This is a genomic window from Amycolatopsis japonica, assembly GCF_000732925.1.
Taxonomy (GTDB): Bacteria; Actinomycetota; Actinomycetes; order Mycobacteriales; family Pseudonocardiaceae; genus Amycolatopsis; species Amycolatopsis japonica.
The window spans coordinates 4163373-4180660 of the sequence record NZ_CP008953.1 but is presented as its reverse complement, the minus strand read 5'-3'; the positions used below and the strand labels follow the sequence as shown (position 1 = coordinate 4180660).

General features: G+C 69.0%; 16 protein-coding genes. 2 read left to right on the top strand and 14 right to left on the bottom strand.

Annotation, left to right across the window (positions count from 1 at the left end):
* Nucleotides 1-28: 28 nt before the first annotated feature.
* Complete coding sequence (locus tag AJAP_RS19395; RefSeq protein ID WP_038513709.1) at nt 29-601, top strand: TetR/AcrR family transcriptional regulator; 573 nt, start codon at nt 29-31, stop codon at nt 599-601.
* Here AJAP_RS19395 and AJAP_RS19390 read toward each other — a convergent pair.
* Nucleotides 592-1350 (bottom strand): SGNH/GDSL hydrolase family protein, encoded by a 759-nt coding sequence (locus AJAP_RS19390; protein WP_038513707.1) that lies wholly within the window; start codon nt 1348-1350, stop codon nt 592-594. The genes AJAP_RS19395 and AJAP_RS19390 overlap by 10 nt on opposite strands.
* A gap of 66 nt (nt 1351-1416) precedes the next feature.
* On the opposite strand from AJAP_RS19390, the gene AJAP_RS19385 reads away from it, so the two are divergent.
* The gene (locus AJAP_RS19385; RefSeq protein WP_038523457.1) at nt 1417-2532 is read left to right on the top strand and encodes a DUF4037 domain-containing protein; all 1116 of its coding nucleotides are present in this window, start codon (nt 1417-1419) and stop codon (nt 2530-2532) included.
* Here AJAP_RS19385 and AJAP_RS19380 read toward each other — a convergent pair.
* The 13 genes from AJAP_RS19380 to AJAP_RS19320 all read right to left on the bottom strand — a co-directional run bounded on the left by AJAP_RS19380 (nt 2483) and on the right by AJAP_RS19320 (nt 16931).
* Nucleotides 2483-3796, bottom strand: a complete 1314-nt coding sequence (locus AJAP_RS19380; protein ID WP_063777813.1) for an ATP-grasp domain-containing protein — start codon at nt 3794-3796, stop codon at nt 2483-2485. The two genes, AJAP_RS19385 and AJAP_RS19380, sit on opposite strands and share 50 nt — an antisense overlap.
* On the bottom strand, nt 3786-5084 hold the full coding sequence (locus AJAP_RS19375; protein ID WP_038513705.1) for a cation:proton antiporter: 1299 nt from the start codon (nt 5082-5084) through the stop codon (nt 3786-3788). The genes AJAP_RS19380 and AJAP_RS19375 overlap by 11 nt, the downstream gene beginning before the upstream one ends.
* Nucleotides 5077-6870, bottom strand: coding sequence for an ABC transporter substrate-binding protein (locus AJAP_RS19370; RefSeq protein WP_038523450.1), 1794 nt, complete (start codon nt 6868-6870; stop codon nt 5077-5079). Before AJAP_RS19370 ends, AJAP_RS19375 begins: the two co-directional genes overlap by 8 nt.
* Before the next feature lie 5 nt (nt 6871-6875).
* Complete coding sequence (locus AJAP_RS19365; protein ID WP_037337764.1) at nt 6876-7217, bottom strand: hypothetical protein; 342 nt, start codon at nt 7215-7217, stop codon at nt 6876-6878.
* Complete coding sequence (ddaH, locus tag AJAP_RS19360; protein ID WP_051972520.1) at nt 7214-8023, bottom strand: dimethylargininase; 810 nt, start codon at nt 8021-8023, stop codon at nt 7214-7216. Before ddaH ends, AJAP_RS19365 begins: the two co-directional genes overlap by 4 nt.
* Before the next feature lie 26 nt (nt 8024-8049).
* Nucleotides 8050-9300: an ATP-grasp domain-containing protein gene (locus AJAP_RS19355; RefSeq protein WP_038513702.1), complete on the bottom strand. Its 1251-nt coding sequence runs from the start codon at nt 9298-9300 to the stop codon at nt 8050-8052.
* Nucleotides 9197-10843, bottom strand: coding sequence for a class I tRNA ligase family protein (locus AJAP_RS19350; protein ID WP_063777812.1), 1647 nt, complete (start codon nt 10841-10843; stop codon nt 9197-9199). Before AJAP_RS19350 ends, AJAP_RS19355 begins: the two co-directional genes overlap by 104 nt.
* Entirely contained in the window at nt 10844-11212 is a 369-nt protein-coding gene (locus AJAP_RS19345) for a cupin domain-containing protein (protein ID WP_202965588.1), read from the bottom strand. It lies immediately after the preceding gene.
* Nucleotides 11213-11214: 2 nt separating this feature from the next.
* Nucleotides 11215-12537, bottom strand: coding sequence for a lysine N(6)-hydroxylase/L-ornithine N(5)-oxygenase family protein (locus AJAP_RS19340; RefSeq protein WP_038513699.1), 1323 nt, complete (start codon nt 12535-12537; stop codon nt 11215-11217).
* A gap of 15 nt (nt 12538-12552) precedes the next feature.
* A complete protein-coding gene (locus AJAP_RS19335; protein ID WP_063777811.1) occupies nt 12553-12822 on the bottom strand; it encodes an acyl carrier protein in 270 nt (89 codons plus the stop codon).
* A complete protein-coding gene (locus AJAP_RS19330) occupies nt 12822-14660 on the bottom strand; it encodes an HAD-IIIC family phosphatase (protein WP_051972519.1) in 1839 nt (612 codons plus the stop codon). Before AJAP_RS19330 ends, AJAP_RS19335 begins: the two co-directional genes overlap by 1 nt.
* Before the next feature lie 10 nt (nt 14661-14670).
* Entirely contained in the window at nt 14671-15699 is a 1029-nt protein-coding gene (locus AJAP_RS19325) for a 3-oxoacyl-[acyl-carrier-protein] synthase III C-terminal domain-containing protein (protein ID WP_038513697.1), read from the bottom strand.
* A 302-nt stretch (nt 15700-16001) separates the two neighbouring features.
* Entirely contained in the window at nt 16002-16931 is a 930-nt protein-coding gene (locus tag AJAP_RS19320) for a ParB/RepB/Spo0J family partition protein (RefSeq protein ID WP_037339934.1), read from the bottom strand.
* Nucleotides 16932-17288: the final 357 nt, after the last annotated feature.

Here is a 17288-nt window from a genome sequence, read left to right as displayed (position 1 = left end):
GCTCGACAACGGGTCTAGGATCCCCGCTGTGACGGACGAGAAACCGCTCCGAGCCGATGCCCGCCGTAACCGCACACGGGTGTTGGAGGCCGCGGAGCGCGTCTTCGCGGCCAAAGGCACCAGTGCGCCCACCGAAGAGGTCGCCCGCGAAGCAGGCGTCGGCGTCGGTACGGTGTTCCGGCACTTTCCGACGAAAGAAGCGCTGCTGGAAGCGGTGCTCTTCGCGCGCCTGCACCGCTTCGTCGACGAAGCGGAGGCCACGGTTGCCGCCGACTCGTCCGACCCGGGCGCCGCGTTCTTCGGCTTCCTGACCGGCTGGATCGAGATGTCCGGCGCCAAGAACGCCTACTTCGAAGCCCTGTCGGCGGCCGGCGTCAGCGTGCCGTCGGCGGGGTCGGTCATCGGTGTCCGTCTGAAGGACGCGCTCGGCGTGCTGCTCCGCCGGGCGCAGGACACCGGCGACGTCCGCAAGGACCTCGGCGTCGAAGAACTGATCGCGGTCATCATCGGAACCGCGAAGGCGGCGGAGCATGCCGGACCCGAATTCCGGGCCCGGACGATCTGCATCCTCTTCGACGGGCTTCGGCCGCGTCAGGCGTAGGGGTCCATCGTCGGCCGCTTCGGCATGAGCGCGTCGCCCGAGGACTCGCCCCGCAGCCTGCGTTTGATCCACGGGACGGCGTGCTCCTTGCCCCACTGCAGGTTTTCGGTTCGCCGTGCTTGCGGGCTCAACGACGGCCGCGGCCCGAGCGTGGCGGGCGTCAGCTTGTGCGGCTCGCCGAGCGCGTCGAGGACGGCGATGGCGATCTCGTTGTGCCCCAACGAGTTCAGGTGCAGACGATCCGGCGCCCAGAGCCGCCTGTCCCGCAACTGGCGCATCGCCCACATGTCCACCAGAAGCGCTCCATGGCGTGCGGCGATCCCGCGGACGTGCTCGTTGTAGATCGCGACGCGGCCCCGGATCCTGCGGAACAACGCGTCTTCGACCCCGTCGACACCGGTGAACAGGACGACCCGCGCCCCGGTGGCGACCACCTTGCCGACCGCGACGTCGTAATCCTCGATGAGGGCGTCGATGTCGACCTTCGGCCGCATCAGGTCGTTGCCGCCGGCGTAGAGCGTCACGAGATCCGGGTTCAGCGCGAGCGCCGGGTCGAGCTGCTCCGTGAGGACCTGACCGAGGAGCTTGCCGCGGATCGCGAGGTTGGCGTAGCGGAAGTCTTCGTGATTCGCCGCGAGCGTGCCCGCGACGCGGTCGGCCCAGCCGCGGACGCCGTTGGGGGACGACGGGTCCTCGTCGCCGACACCCTCAGTGAAGGAATCACCGAGACAAACTAAGCGGTTGGTCATGCCTTGATGTTACTGGCGCGGTATGTCGTCGCTGAATCCGGTCGCGGGACGAGCATGTCGTCGGGCATGCTGCTCCGCGTGCCTCCAGCGTTCGTCTCCGGAGCGGAACTGTCGGGCCGCCTCTATGGCGAGGCGGTGCATCCCCTGCTGTCCCGGCATTTTCCCGGCCTGGCCCACACCGCGGCGTTGATCGGTCCCGGCTCCGAGGTGCTTGGGTTCGACACCGCCCGCTCCACCGACCACGACTGGGGCCCGCGCCTGCAATTGTTCCTGGGCCCCAGCGAACTCGCCGAACACGGCGCCAGGATCGCCGACATGCTCGCCGAGCGACTGCCCGCCACAATCGCCGGATATTCCACCAACCTGGTCCCGATCGGGGACCAGGGGACGCGGCACATGCGGCCGGCGCACGGACGCATCCAGCACGGTGTCGTGGTCGCCGAACTCGGTGCCTGGCTGACGGGCTACCTCGGCTTCGATCCCCGGGACGAAATCACCACCCTCGACTGGCTGGCCACCCCCACCCAGGTTCTCGCCGGAGCCACCGCCGGCGTGGTCTTCCACGATGGTCTGGCCCGGTTGCACCCGGTCCGACGACGGCTGGCCTGGTATCCCGACGACGTGTGGCGTTACCTGCTGGCCTGCCAATGGCAACGCCTCAGCCAGGAAGAACCCTTCGTCGGCCGCTGCGGCGACGTCGGCGACGAACTCGGCTCGGCGATCATCGCGGCGCGCCTCGGCCGCGATCTGATGCGCCTGTGCCTGCTCCTCGGCCGGGTCTATCCGCCTTACGGCAAATGGCTCGGCAGCGCCTTCGCCCGCTTGCCCTGCGCGGCGCGGCTGACACCGATACTCACCGCAGGTCTGGCGGCGACCGGCTGGCATGAGCGGGAGCACCACTTGGCCATCGCCTATGAAACCGTCGCAGCCCTGCACAACGAGACCGGACTCACCGAACCGGTCGACGACCGCACGCGCTCGTTCCACGACCGGCCCTACCGGGTGCTGCACGCCGAGCGCTTCGCAGCGGCCCTGATCGCGACCATCGACGACCCCGCTCTGCGCGACCTGCCGTTGACCGGGGCCATCGACCAATTCGTCGACAGCACCGATGCCCTCGGAGCACACGCCTTCACCCGACGTTTCGCCCAAGCGGTCTTTCCTCATCACCGAGAGCAATGACCGGCCTGCCGAGCGACTCTTCCAGCGGCGAAGTGGTGATGCGCAGCGACGCCTGGGCGGCGTCGAGGGTCCGGGCGCATTCGGCGATCGAATCGGCGACCGCGGTTACGTAGGCGACCCGGCCCCAGACCGTCCCTTTCGGCGGAGGGGACATCACGGCGCCCGGCTGGGCGATGGTGACCGCTTGGTCCAGGTTCGACGGCAGGGTCGCCGGATCGAAGCGGATCGCCGCGATGGTGGTGTCGTCCCGGTCGACGTAGCAGAACCGGATCCCGGCCACTCGCCGCCGGGTGGGCCGGACGTCCAGCGGGTGACCGCAGGCCGCCGCGGCGGCGAGGACGCCGGGGTCGATGCCGGTCGCCAGCTCGCCGAGGTAGGGGATCAGGTCGCCGCCGAGCCTGCCGTTGACCTCGATGAGTTTCGGGCCCGTCCCGGTCAGCATGTACTCGGTATGTGTCCAGCCGTCGCGGAAACCCAGCGCGGTATGCGTGGCTTGCAGGATCGAGGTGAACGCGGTGTCGGTGAGCAAGGGATCGTCCGCGTCCACGTAGTGGCCGACCTCTTCGGCGTAAGGCGGGAAACCGACCACCTTGCGGGCGAGGAAGAGCGGCGTGACCTTTCCGTCCGCGACGACGGAATCGATGCTGACCTCCTCGCCGGTCACGCACTGCTCGACCAGGACCGGATGGTCACTGGCGTAGACCACCGGATCGGGTGCCTTGGTGTCGCGGGTGAAGGCGAACATCTCGCGGAGCCGCTCCGGGCTGTCGACCCGGACCACACCGAGGCTGGCGCCGAGGCCGCGCGGTTTCAAGATCGCCGGGTAGCCCACCTCTTCCGCCGCGGCCAGCGCCTGCGCGAGGGTGCCCACCTTGACCGACCGCGGCTGGGGAACACCGGCCTCGGCCAGCGCGGCGCGGGTCTGCGCCTTGTCCCGGAGCCGCCAGATCATCGCCGGGTCGCCGCACCGCAGCCCGAGTGCTTCGGCGACGTGGGCGGTGGCGTGGATGCGGCCCTCGTCCCAGCACAGGACTCCGTCGAACGGCCCGGCGTCGTTCAGCCGGAGCGCCTCGCGGGCCATGGCGGGACCGTCGATGGTGCTGGGCAGCACGGTCCAGCCGGTGATGTACTCCCGTTCCCAGGTCGGCTCCGCGGTGTGGAACAGGTGCACCCGGAACCGGGTACCGATCGATCGCAGCAGGTACTCCCTGAACACCTGCCAGCCGGACGCGATCAGCAGTAGTCGTGGTCGCTCACTGGACATGGAACCCCTTCTCCCGTACGCGTTCCTGCTCCGTGACGGCGATCCGGCCCACCGCGCGGCGCAGGGTCGGCGGCGCCATCAGCGAGGTCACGATCGCCACCAGCACGATGATCGTGTAGGTGGCGGTGGTCAGTACGCCGAGCCGCAGGCCGACGATCGCGACGATCACCTGGATGACGCCGCGTGCGTTGAGACCGCTGCCGAGCGCCAGCCCCTCCCAGTGGCTGAGCCCGCCCACCCTGGCCCCGAGGTAGGCGCCGGCGAACTTGCCGAGGACGGCGACCACCAGCACCAGTAAGGCCGAGCCGAGCACGGCGGGGTCGCGCAGCGCCGTGAGGTCCATCCGCAGCCCGGCGGTGGCGAAGTAGATCGGGGTGAGCACGGCCAGCACGATCGTGCGCAACGGGGCCAGCCGCGCGAGGTCGACGTGTTTGGACGACCCGATCAGGATGCCGCACAGCAACGTCCCCAGCACCGGTTCCATCCCCATCGCGTGGGTGCCCGCGGCGGCCAGCAGGAGCAGGACCACGACGGTGGCGATGCCCGGCCCCTGCTCGGACGACCGGCTCGCCAGGCGCAGCGACGCGTTGACCAGCGGCCTTCCGGCGACGACGGTGAGGAGCAAGACCACCAGCAGACCGGCGATCGAGAACGCCACCTGACCGGCGACCAGCCCGGTGACGGCCAGCGCCGACACCACCGAGAGCAACAGCCAGCCGACGATGTCGTCCACGGCCGCGGCGCTGACGATCAGCTGGCCGATGTCGCGATGCAGCAGCCGCATCTCCAACAGGGTCTTCGCGATCACCGGGATCGCGCTCACGCCCATGGCCACGCCGAGGAAAAGCGCGAACACGGCCCGGTCGGTCCCGGCAGGGATCAGCGACGCGGGCAGCACGAAACCGAGCCCGACGCCGAGTCCCAGCGGCACCAGCAGACCGCCCGCACTGGTCCAGGCGGCGGGCCCGCCCTTGCGGCGCACCAGCTTCAGATCCATGTGCATCCCAGTGATCCCGACCAGCAGCAGGACACCGAGCTGCCCGACGGCGTCGAGCAGATTGAGCTGGGTGGCGTCATGCGGCAGCAACCAGGCCGACAGACCTGGCGCCAGATGCGCGAGCACCGACGGTCCGATGAGGACACCGGCGGTCAGCTCGCCGACCACCGCCGGCATCTTCAGCCGGATGGCGAGCCGTCCGAGGGCGAAGGCGAGCCCGAGCAGCAGTCCCAGCTGGAGCAGGAACAGCAGCATGCCGTGCGCGCTGATGGGAGCGACGGGTTCAGCCATCGACGTAGTACCAGTTCTCCGGGCTGATCATGCCGAACGGATTGACCGGTTCGAAGCCGCGCAGGGAGCGGGCGACCTCGAACAACCGGATCGGGAAGTTGGGGTTGAAGACGACCGGAACCTGCTCGGCGATGTAGTCCTGGTACTCGTAGAGGACGTCCGGATCGTCGGTGGTGACCGTGCGCTCGATCAGCTCGTCGGCCACCGGGTCGTGATAGTGGCCGAAATTGCCGCCCGCGTCGGTCCTGAACAGGATCTCGCCGGTCGGGTGGTGGTAGACCCAGCCGCCGTTCCAGCAGCACATCTCCCAGGTGCACGGGGTTTCGTCGGTGGGGTAGCAGGGCGCGTCCTCCGCGACCAGGATCGAGCCGTAGACCTCTTCGAGCCTCAGCTCGATCCCCGCGGCGGCGGCGTCACGCTTGTACTGGGTCATCAGCCGGGTCAGCGCCGGCCGTCCTTCGACGTAACGCAGCCGGAAGCTCAGCTTCGTACCGAGCGGGATCCCTTCGCCCGCGAGCTCCGGGTCGACGCACACCGCGGGCGTGACGCTGGTGTCCCAGCCGTTTTCGCTCAGCAGTTTCTTGGCCCGCCCGGGATCGAAGGGCAGCGGCCACGCCCCGCCGCGCTGCGGCGGCGACACCAGGTCGGTCACCGGAAGCATCGGCATCGGCCCGTTCTGGCGGTAGGCGTAACCCTGGTAGATGTCCCGGACCGCGGCGTCCTGGTCGAGCGTGCACTGCAGCGCCTGGCGGAGGTAGGTCTGGGCGAACATCTTCCCGACCACGGTGGGATTGTTGAAGTTCAGGCTGGTGTACCGGATGCAGTACGCCACCTGCGGCACCATCGTGTAGTGCTCCGCCAACGGGTTGACGCCGCCCTTGGTGGGATCGTCGGTGTGCCCGGTGGCAAAGCTCAGCGGCAGGTACCCCACCTGGACCGCGTCCTCGCCGTCCGGCCCGTTCTCCAGCCTGCGGTACTCCTCTTCGTCGGAGGAGAACGGGATCTGCCGGAATTCGTCGAGATACGGCTTGTTCGGGCCGGAGTAATGTTCGTTGGGCACGAACGTCACGACCCCGTCCAGGGTGTAGCTCTTCAACCGCCACGGCCCGCTCACGACACTCCACACAGGACTGTCGGCCCAGCGGGTGCGGTGCTCGTTGCCCTCGTCGATGATGTCGCCCTGCTCGGCCATCAGGTAGTCGTAGACCGCCTCGACGTCGGCGAGGTCGCCGGAGGCGTTCGCCGGGCCAGCCGCGGTGCGATCCCACGCCTTCGGCAGCGGGATGATCAGGCTGAGCTGGTTCATCAGGACCCAGCGCCGGGAGTAGACCTTGTCGAAGGTGAAGTAGCAGGTGTCCTCGGACAGCTTGCCGTAGTCCGTGCAGTTGTCGGGGAAATAGCCGGGGGTGTATTCGCCGTACCGTTCGCCCTTGACCTTGAGCAGGTTCACCCAGAACAACACGTTGTCGGCGCACAACGTCTCGCCGTTCGACCATTTCCACGGTTTGATCTTGACCGTGACGGTGAGCCCATCCTCGCTCCATACAGGAGGCTCGCCGATGCTGGAGGCGTAGTCGACCTCCGGTGTGCCGTCGCTGCCGAAGAAGTACAGGGTGCGGTACATGAGGGCCTGGAACTCCAGGACGTTGCGCATGCCCATGCGTTCCGCCGGGGTGAACGGGAAGATCACCGCCGGCGGGAAGCCGGGCGCGCAGGCCCAGGTGACCGTGCCGCCGCGGCGGGGCTCGCCTTCGCGGACCGATGGCATCGCGCTGGTGCGGGTCATCGCCGTCACCGGATCTCTTGCAGGCGGGAAACCCCGACGGACTGATGCGGGCCGTAGCGCTGCCACACCTCGTCGAGCTGGATCCGGCCGTCGTCGAGGATCCGCGGGATGCTCGTGCAATGGCCGGAAATCACCTCGCCGCTTTCCAAGACCATGCAGTACGCGAAGTCGAGTTTCCCGTCGGGGCCGCAGGTCCCGGTCAGCGAACCGTGGCGGGCCTTGCCGCCGGAGAACTCGCCCCAGATCAGGTCGCCGTTCTGCCGGTAGACCGCCACCCGGTCTTCGCTGCCGTCGTCGGTGCCGTCGACGGCGACCGGGCTGAACCGCCGTCCTTCGTAGTTGATCATGATGGCTCGCGGCGCCTTTCTGTGGAGGGGAGGGATTCGCGGAGCTCCAACGCGCAGCATTTGGCCGCGCCGCCGGCCTTCAGGAGTTCGGACAGGTCGACGGCGATCGGCGTGAAACCGGCCGCCCGCAGGCTTTCGGTGAGATGGACGGCGGACTGGGGGAGCAGCACGTGCTCGCCGTCGGAGATGGCGTTGAGGCCGAAGACGGCGGCGTCCGCCTCGTCGGCCAGGATCGCGTCCGGATACAGCTCCCGCAGCAGTGCCTGGCTGTCCGGCGAGAAGGCGCCGGGGTAGTACATGATCTCCTCGTGGTCGAGCACCGCCAAAGCCGTGTCCAGGTGGTAGAAGTACGGGTCGACCAGGTGCAAGGTGACCACCGGCAGCCCGAAATGGTCCGCCGCCTCGGCGTGCGCCCGATGGTCGGTGCGAAAGCCGGTGCCCGCGAGGATCCGGGCACCGGTGGGCAGCATGTCGCCCTCGCCCTCGTTGACGAACCCGGCCTGCCGGACCGGATAGCCGTGCTCGGCGAACCAGGCCTGATACGCGGGTTCCTCGCCGGACCGTTGCGGGTGGCGGTACCTGGCCGCCAGTACCCGCCCGTCGATCACGGTGGCCGCGTTGGCGGCGAACACCATGTCGGGCAGGCCGGGCCGGGGCGGCACGACGTCGACCCGGTGGCCGAGCGAGACCAGCCGGGCCCGCAACCGGTCCCATTGCACGAGGGCCAGCGGCGCGTCGGTCGGTTTGTCCGGCTCCATCCACGGGTTGATGGAGTAGCTGACTTCGAAGTGTTCCGGCGGGCACATCAGAAACCGCCGCGGACGGGCTGTTCTCACCGGTCACCTTCCAAGGTGACGGTGATCTTCCCGGCCAGTTCGGTCATCAGCCCGTAAGCGTCCTCTTTGGACGTTCCGGTGGTGCCGAGGAAGCCGAAGATGGTGTTGCCGTCGGGCGGCCTGAGGATCACATCGCCGGGACGGGCGGTGATCTGCTGGAGGAAGACCCGATCGGACTCGGTCACCTCGGGCGGCACTTCGATGTTCTCGACGACGCCGCCGTCGCAGATCAGGCACATCGCGGTGATATGCGTCCCGGTCGGCCAGTAGTGGCGGACGGGCGGTTTGACGCCGCGGCCGACGTCGACCACGGACCGGATCGGGTCGTAGTCCGCGGTGATCCGGGCGATGGTGTCCAGCCCGCCGCCGCCCACCCTGGCCGCGATCTCCAGTAGATGCGGTTTGCCCTCGTGGTAGCGCACTTCGGCGTGCATCACGCTGCGCCGCAGGCCCTGCGCGCGGGCGGCAGCCTTGACCGCGTGGTGCACCCTGGCCAGTTCCTCGGCGGGCAGGGAGGTCGGCGCGTGGTGCACGTCGTCGTCGAAACTCCTGCCCTCCGCGGTGATCCGGTCGACGACCGAGCCGAGGTAGACCTCGTCGTCCCAGGCGAGGGCCTCCATGAGGTACTCGGGTCCGTCCAGAAAGGACTCGACGAGCAACCCGATCGGACCGAGGTCGACGTCGTCCGCCTCGGCGTTGATCCAGAACATGTTCCGCAGGCCCTCGCTCGCCGTGGCGAAGTCCCGCGCCATCTCCTGCGGACCGTCCACCCGATAGACCAGATGACTCCCGGCGCCCAGAGTGGGCTTGAGGATCACCGGATAGCCGAACTCGGCGCCCGCCGCCAGCGCGTCGTCGAGTTCGGTGACGTACCGGAAGGCGGGGATCGGCACGCCGGCCCGTTCGTAAGCCTGGCGCATCAGCAGTTTGTTGCGGCTGTGGCGCGCCGCCTCGACACCGATACCCGGCAGCCCGAGCGCCTCGGCCACGGAGGCGACCGCGATCACCGCCGCTTCGGAGAAGGTGATCACCCCGTCGAAATGCTCGGTGGCGTGCCATTCCTCGGCGCAGGCGATCATCTCGTCGATCTTCTTCGAGCCGACGAGCCGGTAGTGGTCGGCGGGCCAGAAATCGGCCGTCCCCTCACCGTTCATCACGTACAGATCGACGCCGAACGCCTGCACCTGCCGATAACGGGAGTGGTAGTAGGTCAGGTACTGACGGGTCTCGATGGTCAGCAGCTTCATGGCCAGCCTCCTCGGGCAGCCGCGGGAGTCGGAACACGGGAACGGAAGCGGGCGTTTCGGCCGTGAGGGACAGGTCGGCCCCGGCCGCGGCCGCCGCGCCGGCCGCGTCGATCAGGATCGGGGCGGCGCCCGCCAGCAACGTGCGCGCCTCGAGCATCAGGTCGCCCGCGGCGATCGCCGAGCGGGCGGCCAGGTCACGCAGCCGGTTCAGGTGGGTGAGCACCGTTTCGGCGGCCCGGTTCATGCTGTAGCCGGGCAACTCGTAGCAGCCGCGGAACCGTTGCACCATGGCCGCGGCGCGCCGCCGCCCGTCCGGAGTCACCGGCACCGCGCCGGAGAGCCCGCGAGCCGTCTCCGAGATCGCCTCCGACAGCCCGTTCCACGGGGTGCTGAGCCGCCGGTACCCGTTGTCGCGCAGGCCTTCCCGGGTGAAGCCGGTGCGCGACAATTCCGGCGCGGTATGCGCCAGATGGAACCGGACGAGGTCGCGCGGGACCTCGGCGAGCAGGTCGGCGGTCCAGATCAGATGGTCACGGCTGGTGGAGAACTTCTCGCCGGCCAGGTCGTAGAACTCGTTGCAGACGTTGGCCGACGGCGTGACGTACCGGTCGCCGTGGGCCAGCAGGAACACGAGATCCATCAGACCCCAGTGGTAGACGTTGTCGTAACCGTGGAAGTAGACGACGTCGGCCTCGTGCTCGGCGCGCCAGTGCTCGTCGAGCGGCAGCGTGGTGTCGCCGACCGACCACCAGGTGCTGTACATGACCGCGGGCATCGCCTCGATCCACGGGTACAGCATCTGCCCGGGGGTCTCCGGGAACGGCGCGGGAATTCCCCACGCCGCCGGGATCGTCACGGGAACGTCGGGCAGCGGCTTGGCCAGCAACTCCCCGATGAGCTGCATCGCGTGCGGCCGCCACCGTCCCGCCTGCGCGGTGTAGTAGGCGGTCAACCGGTCCCGGTACTCCTCCATCGGCAGCACCAGGATCTCCGTGTCGCGGTAGGCGACCGGGTCGTCCGGGTCCATTGTGGAGTGGGGGTCGAGCAGCTCGTCGTAGTTGTTCGGGTGTCCGCAGGCCTCGCACACCCCGCCGCTGCTGCCGGCCAGGCACACCGGGCAGGTTCCGCTGACCAGTCCGTCGAACAGGTAGGTCCCCGAACGTGTCGCGACCGGCAGCCGCACCGTCCGCTGCCGGAACCGGCCCGCGTCGTACAGCGCGGTGACGAACTCGAGCACCGCGCGCCGGTACACGTGGTCGATCGGCGGGAGACCGGTCGTCGAGATGCCCATCGCGGAGAGCGAACGGGCGATCGCCTCGGTCGACCCGGCGCACAGTTCCCGCGGGGTGGTGCCCGACCGGCGCGCGGTGGTGACCACATAACTCTGACTGTCGTCGGTGCAGGTCGTGTAGATCACCGAGGCGCCGGTGGCCCGCAGATACCGGGCGTACACGTCTCCCGCCAGGTACGGCCCGGCCATATGTCCGATGTGCAGGTCGCCGTTGGACGTCGGCGTCGCGGCGACCACGATGGTCGTGGACATCTACACGCCGGCCTCGTCGCGGGTGGTGAACCGTCCGGCCATGTCCTTGTCCCACCAGACCGCGTACATCCGGAACTCCTCGGATCCGCTGTTCACCACCTGATGGTGCGAGCGGGGCGGGAAATGCACGATGTCCCCGGCGGCGAACGGCGTCCGGCGCCCGTCGCAGACGATCTCCGCGGATCCGGTCATGGCGACCCAGATCTCGTACTCGTGGTGGCTGTGCGCCCCGGACTCGGCGCCCGGCGGCACCACGCACCACGAGCCCTCGAAGGGCGCGTTCAGCTCCGGCCACGGCAGCAGCCGCGTGGCGGCCAGACCGTTGTCCGGCTTGAGCCGCGCGCTGTCGAACTTGCGGATCTCCATCATGGTCACTGCGCTCCTTGAGTTGCGGCGAGCGGGCGTTCGGCGCTTTCGGTGACGGCGGGCAACGGCGGCATCCGGCGGTCGGCGAGCAGATCGGTGACGATCTCCGCCGCGCGCGCGGCCAGCACGCTGAGCAGCGAATCGGCGATTCCGTGGGTGGCCTCGTTCACCCCCTGCAGATGGCAGGTCCCGCTGAACGACGGCGGCAGGCTCATCCGGTAGCTGCGGTTGACGGTGATCTCGTCCACCCCGACCGCGGACGCGAGATCCTTGACGATCCCCGGCATCCGCTTGGTGAAACCGGTGCCGAGCAGCACCACGTCACAGCGCTGCGTGAAGCGGCGGCCGGATTTGCGGTCGACGAGGGTGAGCACGATCTCGCGACCGTCCATCTCGGCGCCTGCCACGTCGACCATCGGGATCATCTCGATGCGTTCGGTGCCGGTGAGCCGCTCGATGTACATCTGGCGGTACAGCGTGTCGAGCATGTCCGGGGCGAGGCCGGCGTAGTTGGTCCGGTGCATCTCGCGCAGCAGCTGAGCCCTGGCCTCCGGCAGCGCCGAATGGAATTCGTCCACAAAGGACGGGTAGTACAGCTCGTTGGTGAACTTGCTCGCCTCGTAGGCGTTGAGGCCGATCGAGCGCATCACCATCGTGCACCGTGCCCCGGGGAACGTCTGGTGCGCCGTCCAGAGCATCTCGGCCGCGCTCTGCGCCCCGCCGACGACGACGATCCGGCGCGTCCGTTCGGGATCGAGTTCGCCGATCCTGGCCGCGAACTCGGTGCTGTGGATCATCAGCTCGCGCGGGATGGCCGAGAAAGTGTCCGGGATATAGGGATCCCGCCCGGCCGCGACCACCAGATGACGGCACACCACCGCACTGCCGTCGGCCATCTGGACCAGCCACTCACCGGCCCCGTCCGCGACACCGAACGGCCGGACCGAGACACACCGCCGCCCGTAGTCGATCCGCACGTTCGGCAGGGATTTCGCCACCCAGCCCAGATATCCGGAGATCTCCATCCGGTACGGCGTGAAGCTGCCCAGGTTGATGAACTGGTCCAGCCGTCCCACCGAGTGCAGGTAGTTGACGAAACTGAAGGCGCTGCGCGGATTCCGCTGAGTGACCAGGTCCTTGAGAAAGGACACCTGGCTCTGCGTCCACGGGATCAGCATGCCGCGCTGCCAGACGACGTCGTCCTGCTGCTCGACGATGAGCGTGTCCTTCGCGAGCTCCGCCTTCGCGAGCTCTTCGACGGCGACGCCGAGGGCGAGGCCGGACGGTCCCGCCCCGATCGCCAGCAGCTCTACTTCTTGAAATCGCACCGCAATCCTCCCCGGTTATCCGCGCCGTCCGGCGCCCGCGTTGCTCGTCGCGGCGGCCGCGACGAGGTCGATCAAGGCCGTCACCGTGTGGGCGGCGTGGTAGGCGCGCAGATCGAGCGTCACCGCCAGCCTGCTTTCCAGCCGGGAGAGGGCTTCCAGCGACGAGAGGCTGTCCCAGCCATGCGTGGCGAGCGCCTCGCGGGCCCGCAGCTCGCCGATCGGCTTGCCCAGCACTTCGCTCAGCGTGTTCAGCACGACGGACGCCGTGTCATCCAGTTCGGTCATCACTCGTCTCCGGGGTAGGCGATCCAGGTGGGCAGGCAGGTCGGCGCGGTGGCGGGCACCACGGTGTACGTGCCGTCCTCGTCGGACGGGGTGAAGCCGGCCTTCTCCCAGAAGCCGTCGGCCACCTTGTTGCGCTCGCTCGGCACGTAGCGGCCGGCCACGGCGGTGGCCCCGGCCTCGCGGGCCCGCCGCACGATCCAGTCCGCGATCGCGAACTCGATGCCCCGGCCGAACACCCGGCAGCTCAGTACCAGGTTCAGCACCCACCACACCCGCCCGCGGCTCTCGATCCACGCCGCGCCGACGATTCCCTCGTCGCCGAACCGGTCCGACACCGCGAACGAGGCGACCAGCCGGTCCGGGTCGGCGCACATCGCGGTCGTCGCGCCCTCGTCGAACCGGATCCCGGTCAGGTTGAACTGGTTGGTGCGGGCGGAAAGCTGGGCGACCCGGCCGATCTCGAACGTGGTGACCGGATGCGCGATCAGCCGCGTCCGCAGCGCGTGCAGGTAGTCCTCCGAGGAGGCGAACCCGGTGGAGAAGCCGGTGCGCAACGCACGCGAGCGGTACAGCGCCGGACGTTTCAGGTCGGTGTCGGTCAGCTCCGGTACGTCGAACCAGCCGGGACGCAGCAGCGAGCGGACCAGATGGGCGGGGTCGCCGTCGGCCGCCACCACGGCCATCCCGGGAAGTTCGGCGGCCACGTGCCCGCGTTCGAACGGGGAGTCGTCCATGAAGACGAACGCGTTCGCGGCCAGGTTGAGCGTCTCGGCGGCGTGCCGCAGGTTGTCCGCCTTGGCCGACCAGTTCACCGCGCGGACCGCGAAATCCTCGGGCCGCAGCAGCATCTCCGGATGGCGGGTCAGCACCTCGTCCACCGGCCCAGCGTCGTTCTTGCTGGCCAGCACGAGGATGACGCCTTGCTCGCGCAGACGGCGCACGGCTCGCTGAAGGTCCTGATAGCAGTTCCCCGGGTACAACCCGCCGAGCTGCAACCCCGCCTCGCCGGCTTCGCCGAGCACACCGCCCCACAGGGTGTTGTCCAGATCGACGGCGAGCACCTTGCGGGACAACCCGGAGCGGGCCGCGGCCACCCTGGCGACCCGCCGCGCCAGCGTGAGCAGCGCGCCGTCGGTGTACGGCAGGTCGGCGTACCGGTGCAGCCGGTCGTCCCTGGCCGCGACCGCGACGTCGGCGAGTTCGCCCGCCAGATCCACGACCGTGATCCGGCCGTCCTCCTCCGCGAGACCGAGGAGGTCCGCGTTGAGTCGGTGCCAGGCCCGCGCGGCCGTGGCCCGCGCCCGCCAGCTGATCGGCGAATCGCGCAGCTCGGCCGGAACCGGCACGGTGTGCAGCACGAACGCGCCCGGTGTGCGCCGCAGGCAGGCCAGAATCGCTCCCCGGAGCTCGGTGAACCGGGCCTCGATGTGCGCGGCCAGGCCCTCGGTGTCGACGGCGCTCCACTCGCGCGGCAAGAAGTACCGCTCGTCCATCAAGCACGCGACGAGGTCGGGGGAGCCGTCGATCTCACCCGCGGCCAGCGTGAGGTCGAACGTGCCGTAGTCACCGAGGAGCAGGGTGGGCTGCGCGCCGACGGCGACCATCGCGGCGCGCAGCAGGTGTTCGAACGGGCCGATCGTGCAGGTGGCCAATACGGTCACCTTGATCGGCCGGAGATCCGGCACGACCGAGGGGAGATCGGCCAGGACGTGCCCCGCACGGCGCATCGTCGCGGGGTCCTCGACCTCCGAGAGGAGCTGTCTCACCACCGGTGCCGGTGCCGTCCGGCCTTCCACCGCGGCTCGCAGGCCGTCGAGCAATTCCGTGAAATCGTTCATCGACCCCTGCCTAAACTCGGAAAATCGTGCAATACCAGCGCATGCCGATGGAGATTCCGGCGAGCGCGACGAGATCCCCGGAATTCAGTTCGCCGCGGTCGAGGTAGGTCCCGAGCGCGATCAACTGGTCGGCCGCCCCCATATGGCCGTGTTCGGCGGCGAGATCGTGGTTCGTCTTCGCCAGTGGGATATCGATCAGGCCTGCCAGTTCGGCGATGCCGTCCGGATCGTTGATGTAGACGAACCGCGCGAGATCCGCGCGCCGCACGCCCGCCCGGCGGCAGGCCCGGTCGATCACCTCGACGACCCGCGCGTTGAGCTGCTCGCTGAAATGCGCGAGCCGCCGGGGATCCTTCCGGAAATGGGCCTGCACGCGTTCGGTCCCGCTCGGCGCGGTCGCGCTCGACCAGCCGGGCGGCGGCACCGGCGTGACACTGCCGCCGACGTCGGTGCGGAACCAGTCGCAGAAGTCGGAATCCGTGAACTGTTCGGTGGCCAGCCAGGTGACGCGGTCGTGGTCCCGGCGCAGGACCACCGAGACCGCGCCGTCGCTGTGCACCGCGTTGTTGACGTTCATCCGGTTGCGGTGGAATTCGCTGACCCGGTTGACGGCGGTGAACAGCACCGTGCCGAGTTCCGGTTGCAGCGTCAGCTGTCCGGCGACGGCGCCCAGACCGGTGACCCCGCAGGCGCAGCCTTCGGTCAGCAGCATCGTCTGCCGCTCCCGGATCTTCAGCTCCCTCGCCAGTGCGGCGGAGGAGTCCCAGTACGGGTACTCCGCCAGCTCGGAATTGGCCACCACCACCAGATCGACGTCCGCGGGATCCACCGACGCCCTCGCCAGCGCGTGGCCTGCCGCCTCCGCCGCCAGCGCGGTCGAGGTCACGCCGTCCGCGGCGCGGTGGAAGGTCCGGTAACCCCAGCCGACGACGCGTTCCGGGTCGGCGACGTAGGAACCGGCGGTGCGTTCGACGTCCTGGTCTTCGCCGAACGCGTAACCGAAGCCGGCGATGCCGAATTCGGCGAGCGGTGCTGCCATTTCTTCTCCTCATACCGAGCCGGTCGGTTGCCTGGTCTTCCGATGGGAAATCATGAGCCGATTTCGAGGGCGTCCGTATTCGAAAACCGCCGAGCGTCATTCAAGAACCACCTGGCGTTCTCGGGCAATGACGGTCGGTTGCCGGGGTACGACCCGGCGCGATTCCCGAAACTGTTTCGGATCCCCGGGGAGTGGTGACCGGGAATATTGCCGCACGCTTCGCGCGCCGACAACTGCTCGATGTTCAACTGCGTCCCCGGTGCCCGGTTGAACACCGGTCGTATTCACTCGCGGTATCCGGGTTATGACTTCTGCGTGCCGACTCGCTGTTCCAGTTGTCGCGCGAACTCGATCCACTCGTTGGCGCACCGGCGGGCCAACGCGGCGAGGACGTACACGCTGTGTGGCGGAACGGTGTCGACGAGTTCGCGCCACTCCTCCTCGGCGATCACCCGGTGGACGAGCCAGCGCAGGGTCCGGGTGCCGGACTGGGCGAACCGCAGCGACGGATCGCGTTCCAGGTTCCTAAGGACCGCGTTGCGCTCCTTCGTCGAGAGACGTTCGGTGTGGTCGTGCGCGGGCGGGCCGGCGTCGCGGCGGTCGGCCACGGTCTCCCGGACGGCGCGGGGACGGCGTGGCGGCACCGGATCCTCGCCGCGCTGGATCCGCTCCCGCACGTCACGGACGGTGGCCGGGGCGATCCCCGCCGCCCGCGCGATCGAGCGCAGCGACGCGTCGGGGAAGGCCGCGATCAGCTGGCTCGCGACGCGACGGCCATCGGTGCTGTCCAGCGGGCGGACCCTGCCGTCACGCCCGAGCCGGGCCGTCGTCCGCGGCAGCCCGTCTATCCGGCCGCGAACCGCGGCGACGGTCCGGGGGCCGAGGCCCGCGGCCGCGGCGATGGCGCGATCCGACCAGTCCGGATGGGAGATGACGATGCGGGCGACCGCGGCCTCGCGGTCCGCGTAGGACAGCGGCAGGCCGTGCGCGACGTTGGCCTTGACCGCCAGCACGAACGCGTCTTCCTCGCTGCCGTCGAAGAAGACCACGTCGATGGTGCTCTGGCCGCGCAGGCGGGCCGCGCCGAGCCGGTGCATCCCGTCGATGATCCGCATGGTCGACCGGTGCACCAGGATCGGCGGCAGCGCCCGGTCCGGTTCGGCCAGCACCCGGATGTGCTCGGCGTCCTCACCGATCAGCCGCGGCGAGTCCGCCGGCCGCAACGCGGCCACCGGGACGCTGTAGGTGACCTGATCCGCCTTCGGATATCCGGTCGACGGTTCGTCTTGGTCATTCGAATCAGCCGAATGTTCCTGGCTCGAGGCGTGGTCAGCTTGCCCGGTCAATGGGCACCCCCGTCGGGTTGTGTACGGCAAACCTGCGACTTACTCTTCAATGAGTCCTAGGCGCCTGAACCGATTACCGAATATCGACTTCTTCGCTGTTTTCGGGCATGGTCGCCTCAGGCCGGAAAGTTCGATTTGTACGGCAGTGCGAGGATGTCGAATCAACGACCGCCGCGTCCCCTCTGAAATGTCCCCATTGGATCGGCGTCGTTCAACTCATGAACTGCGTGATCACTGTTTCCC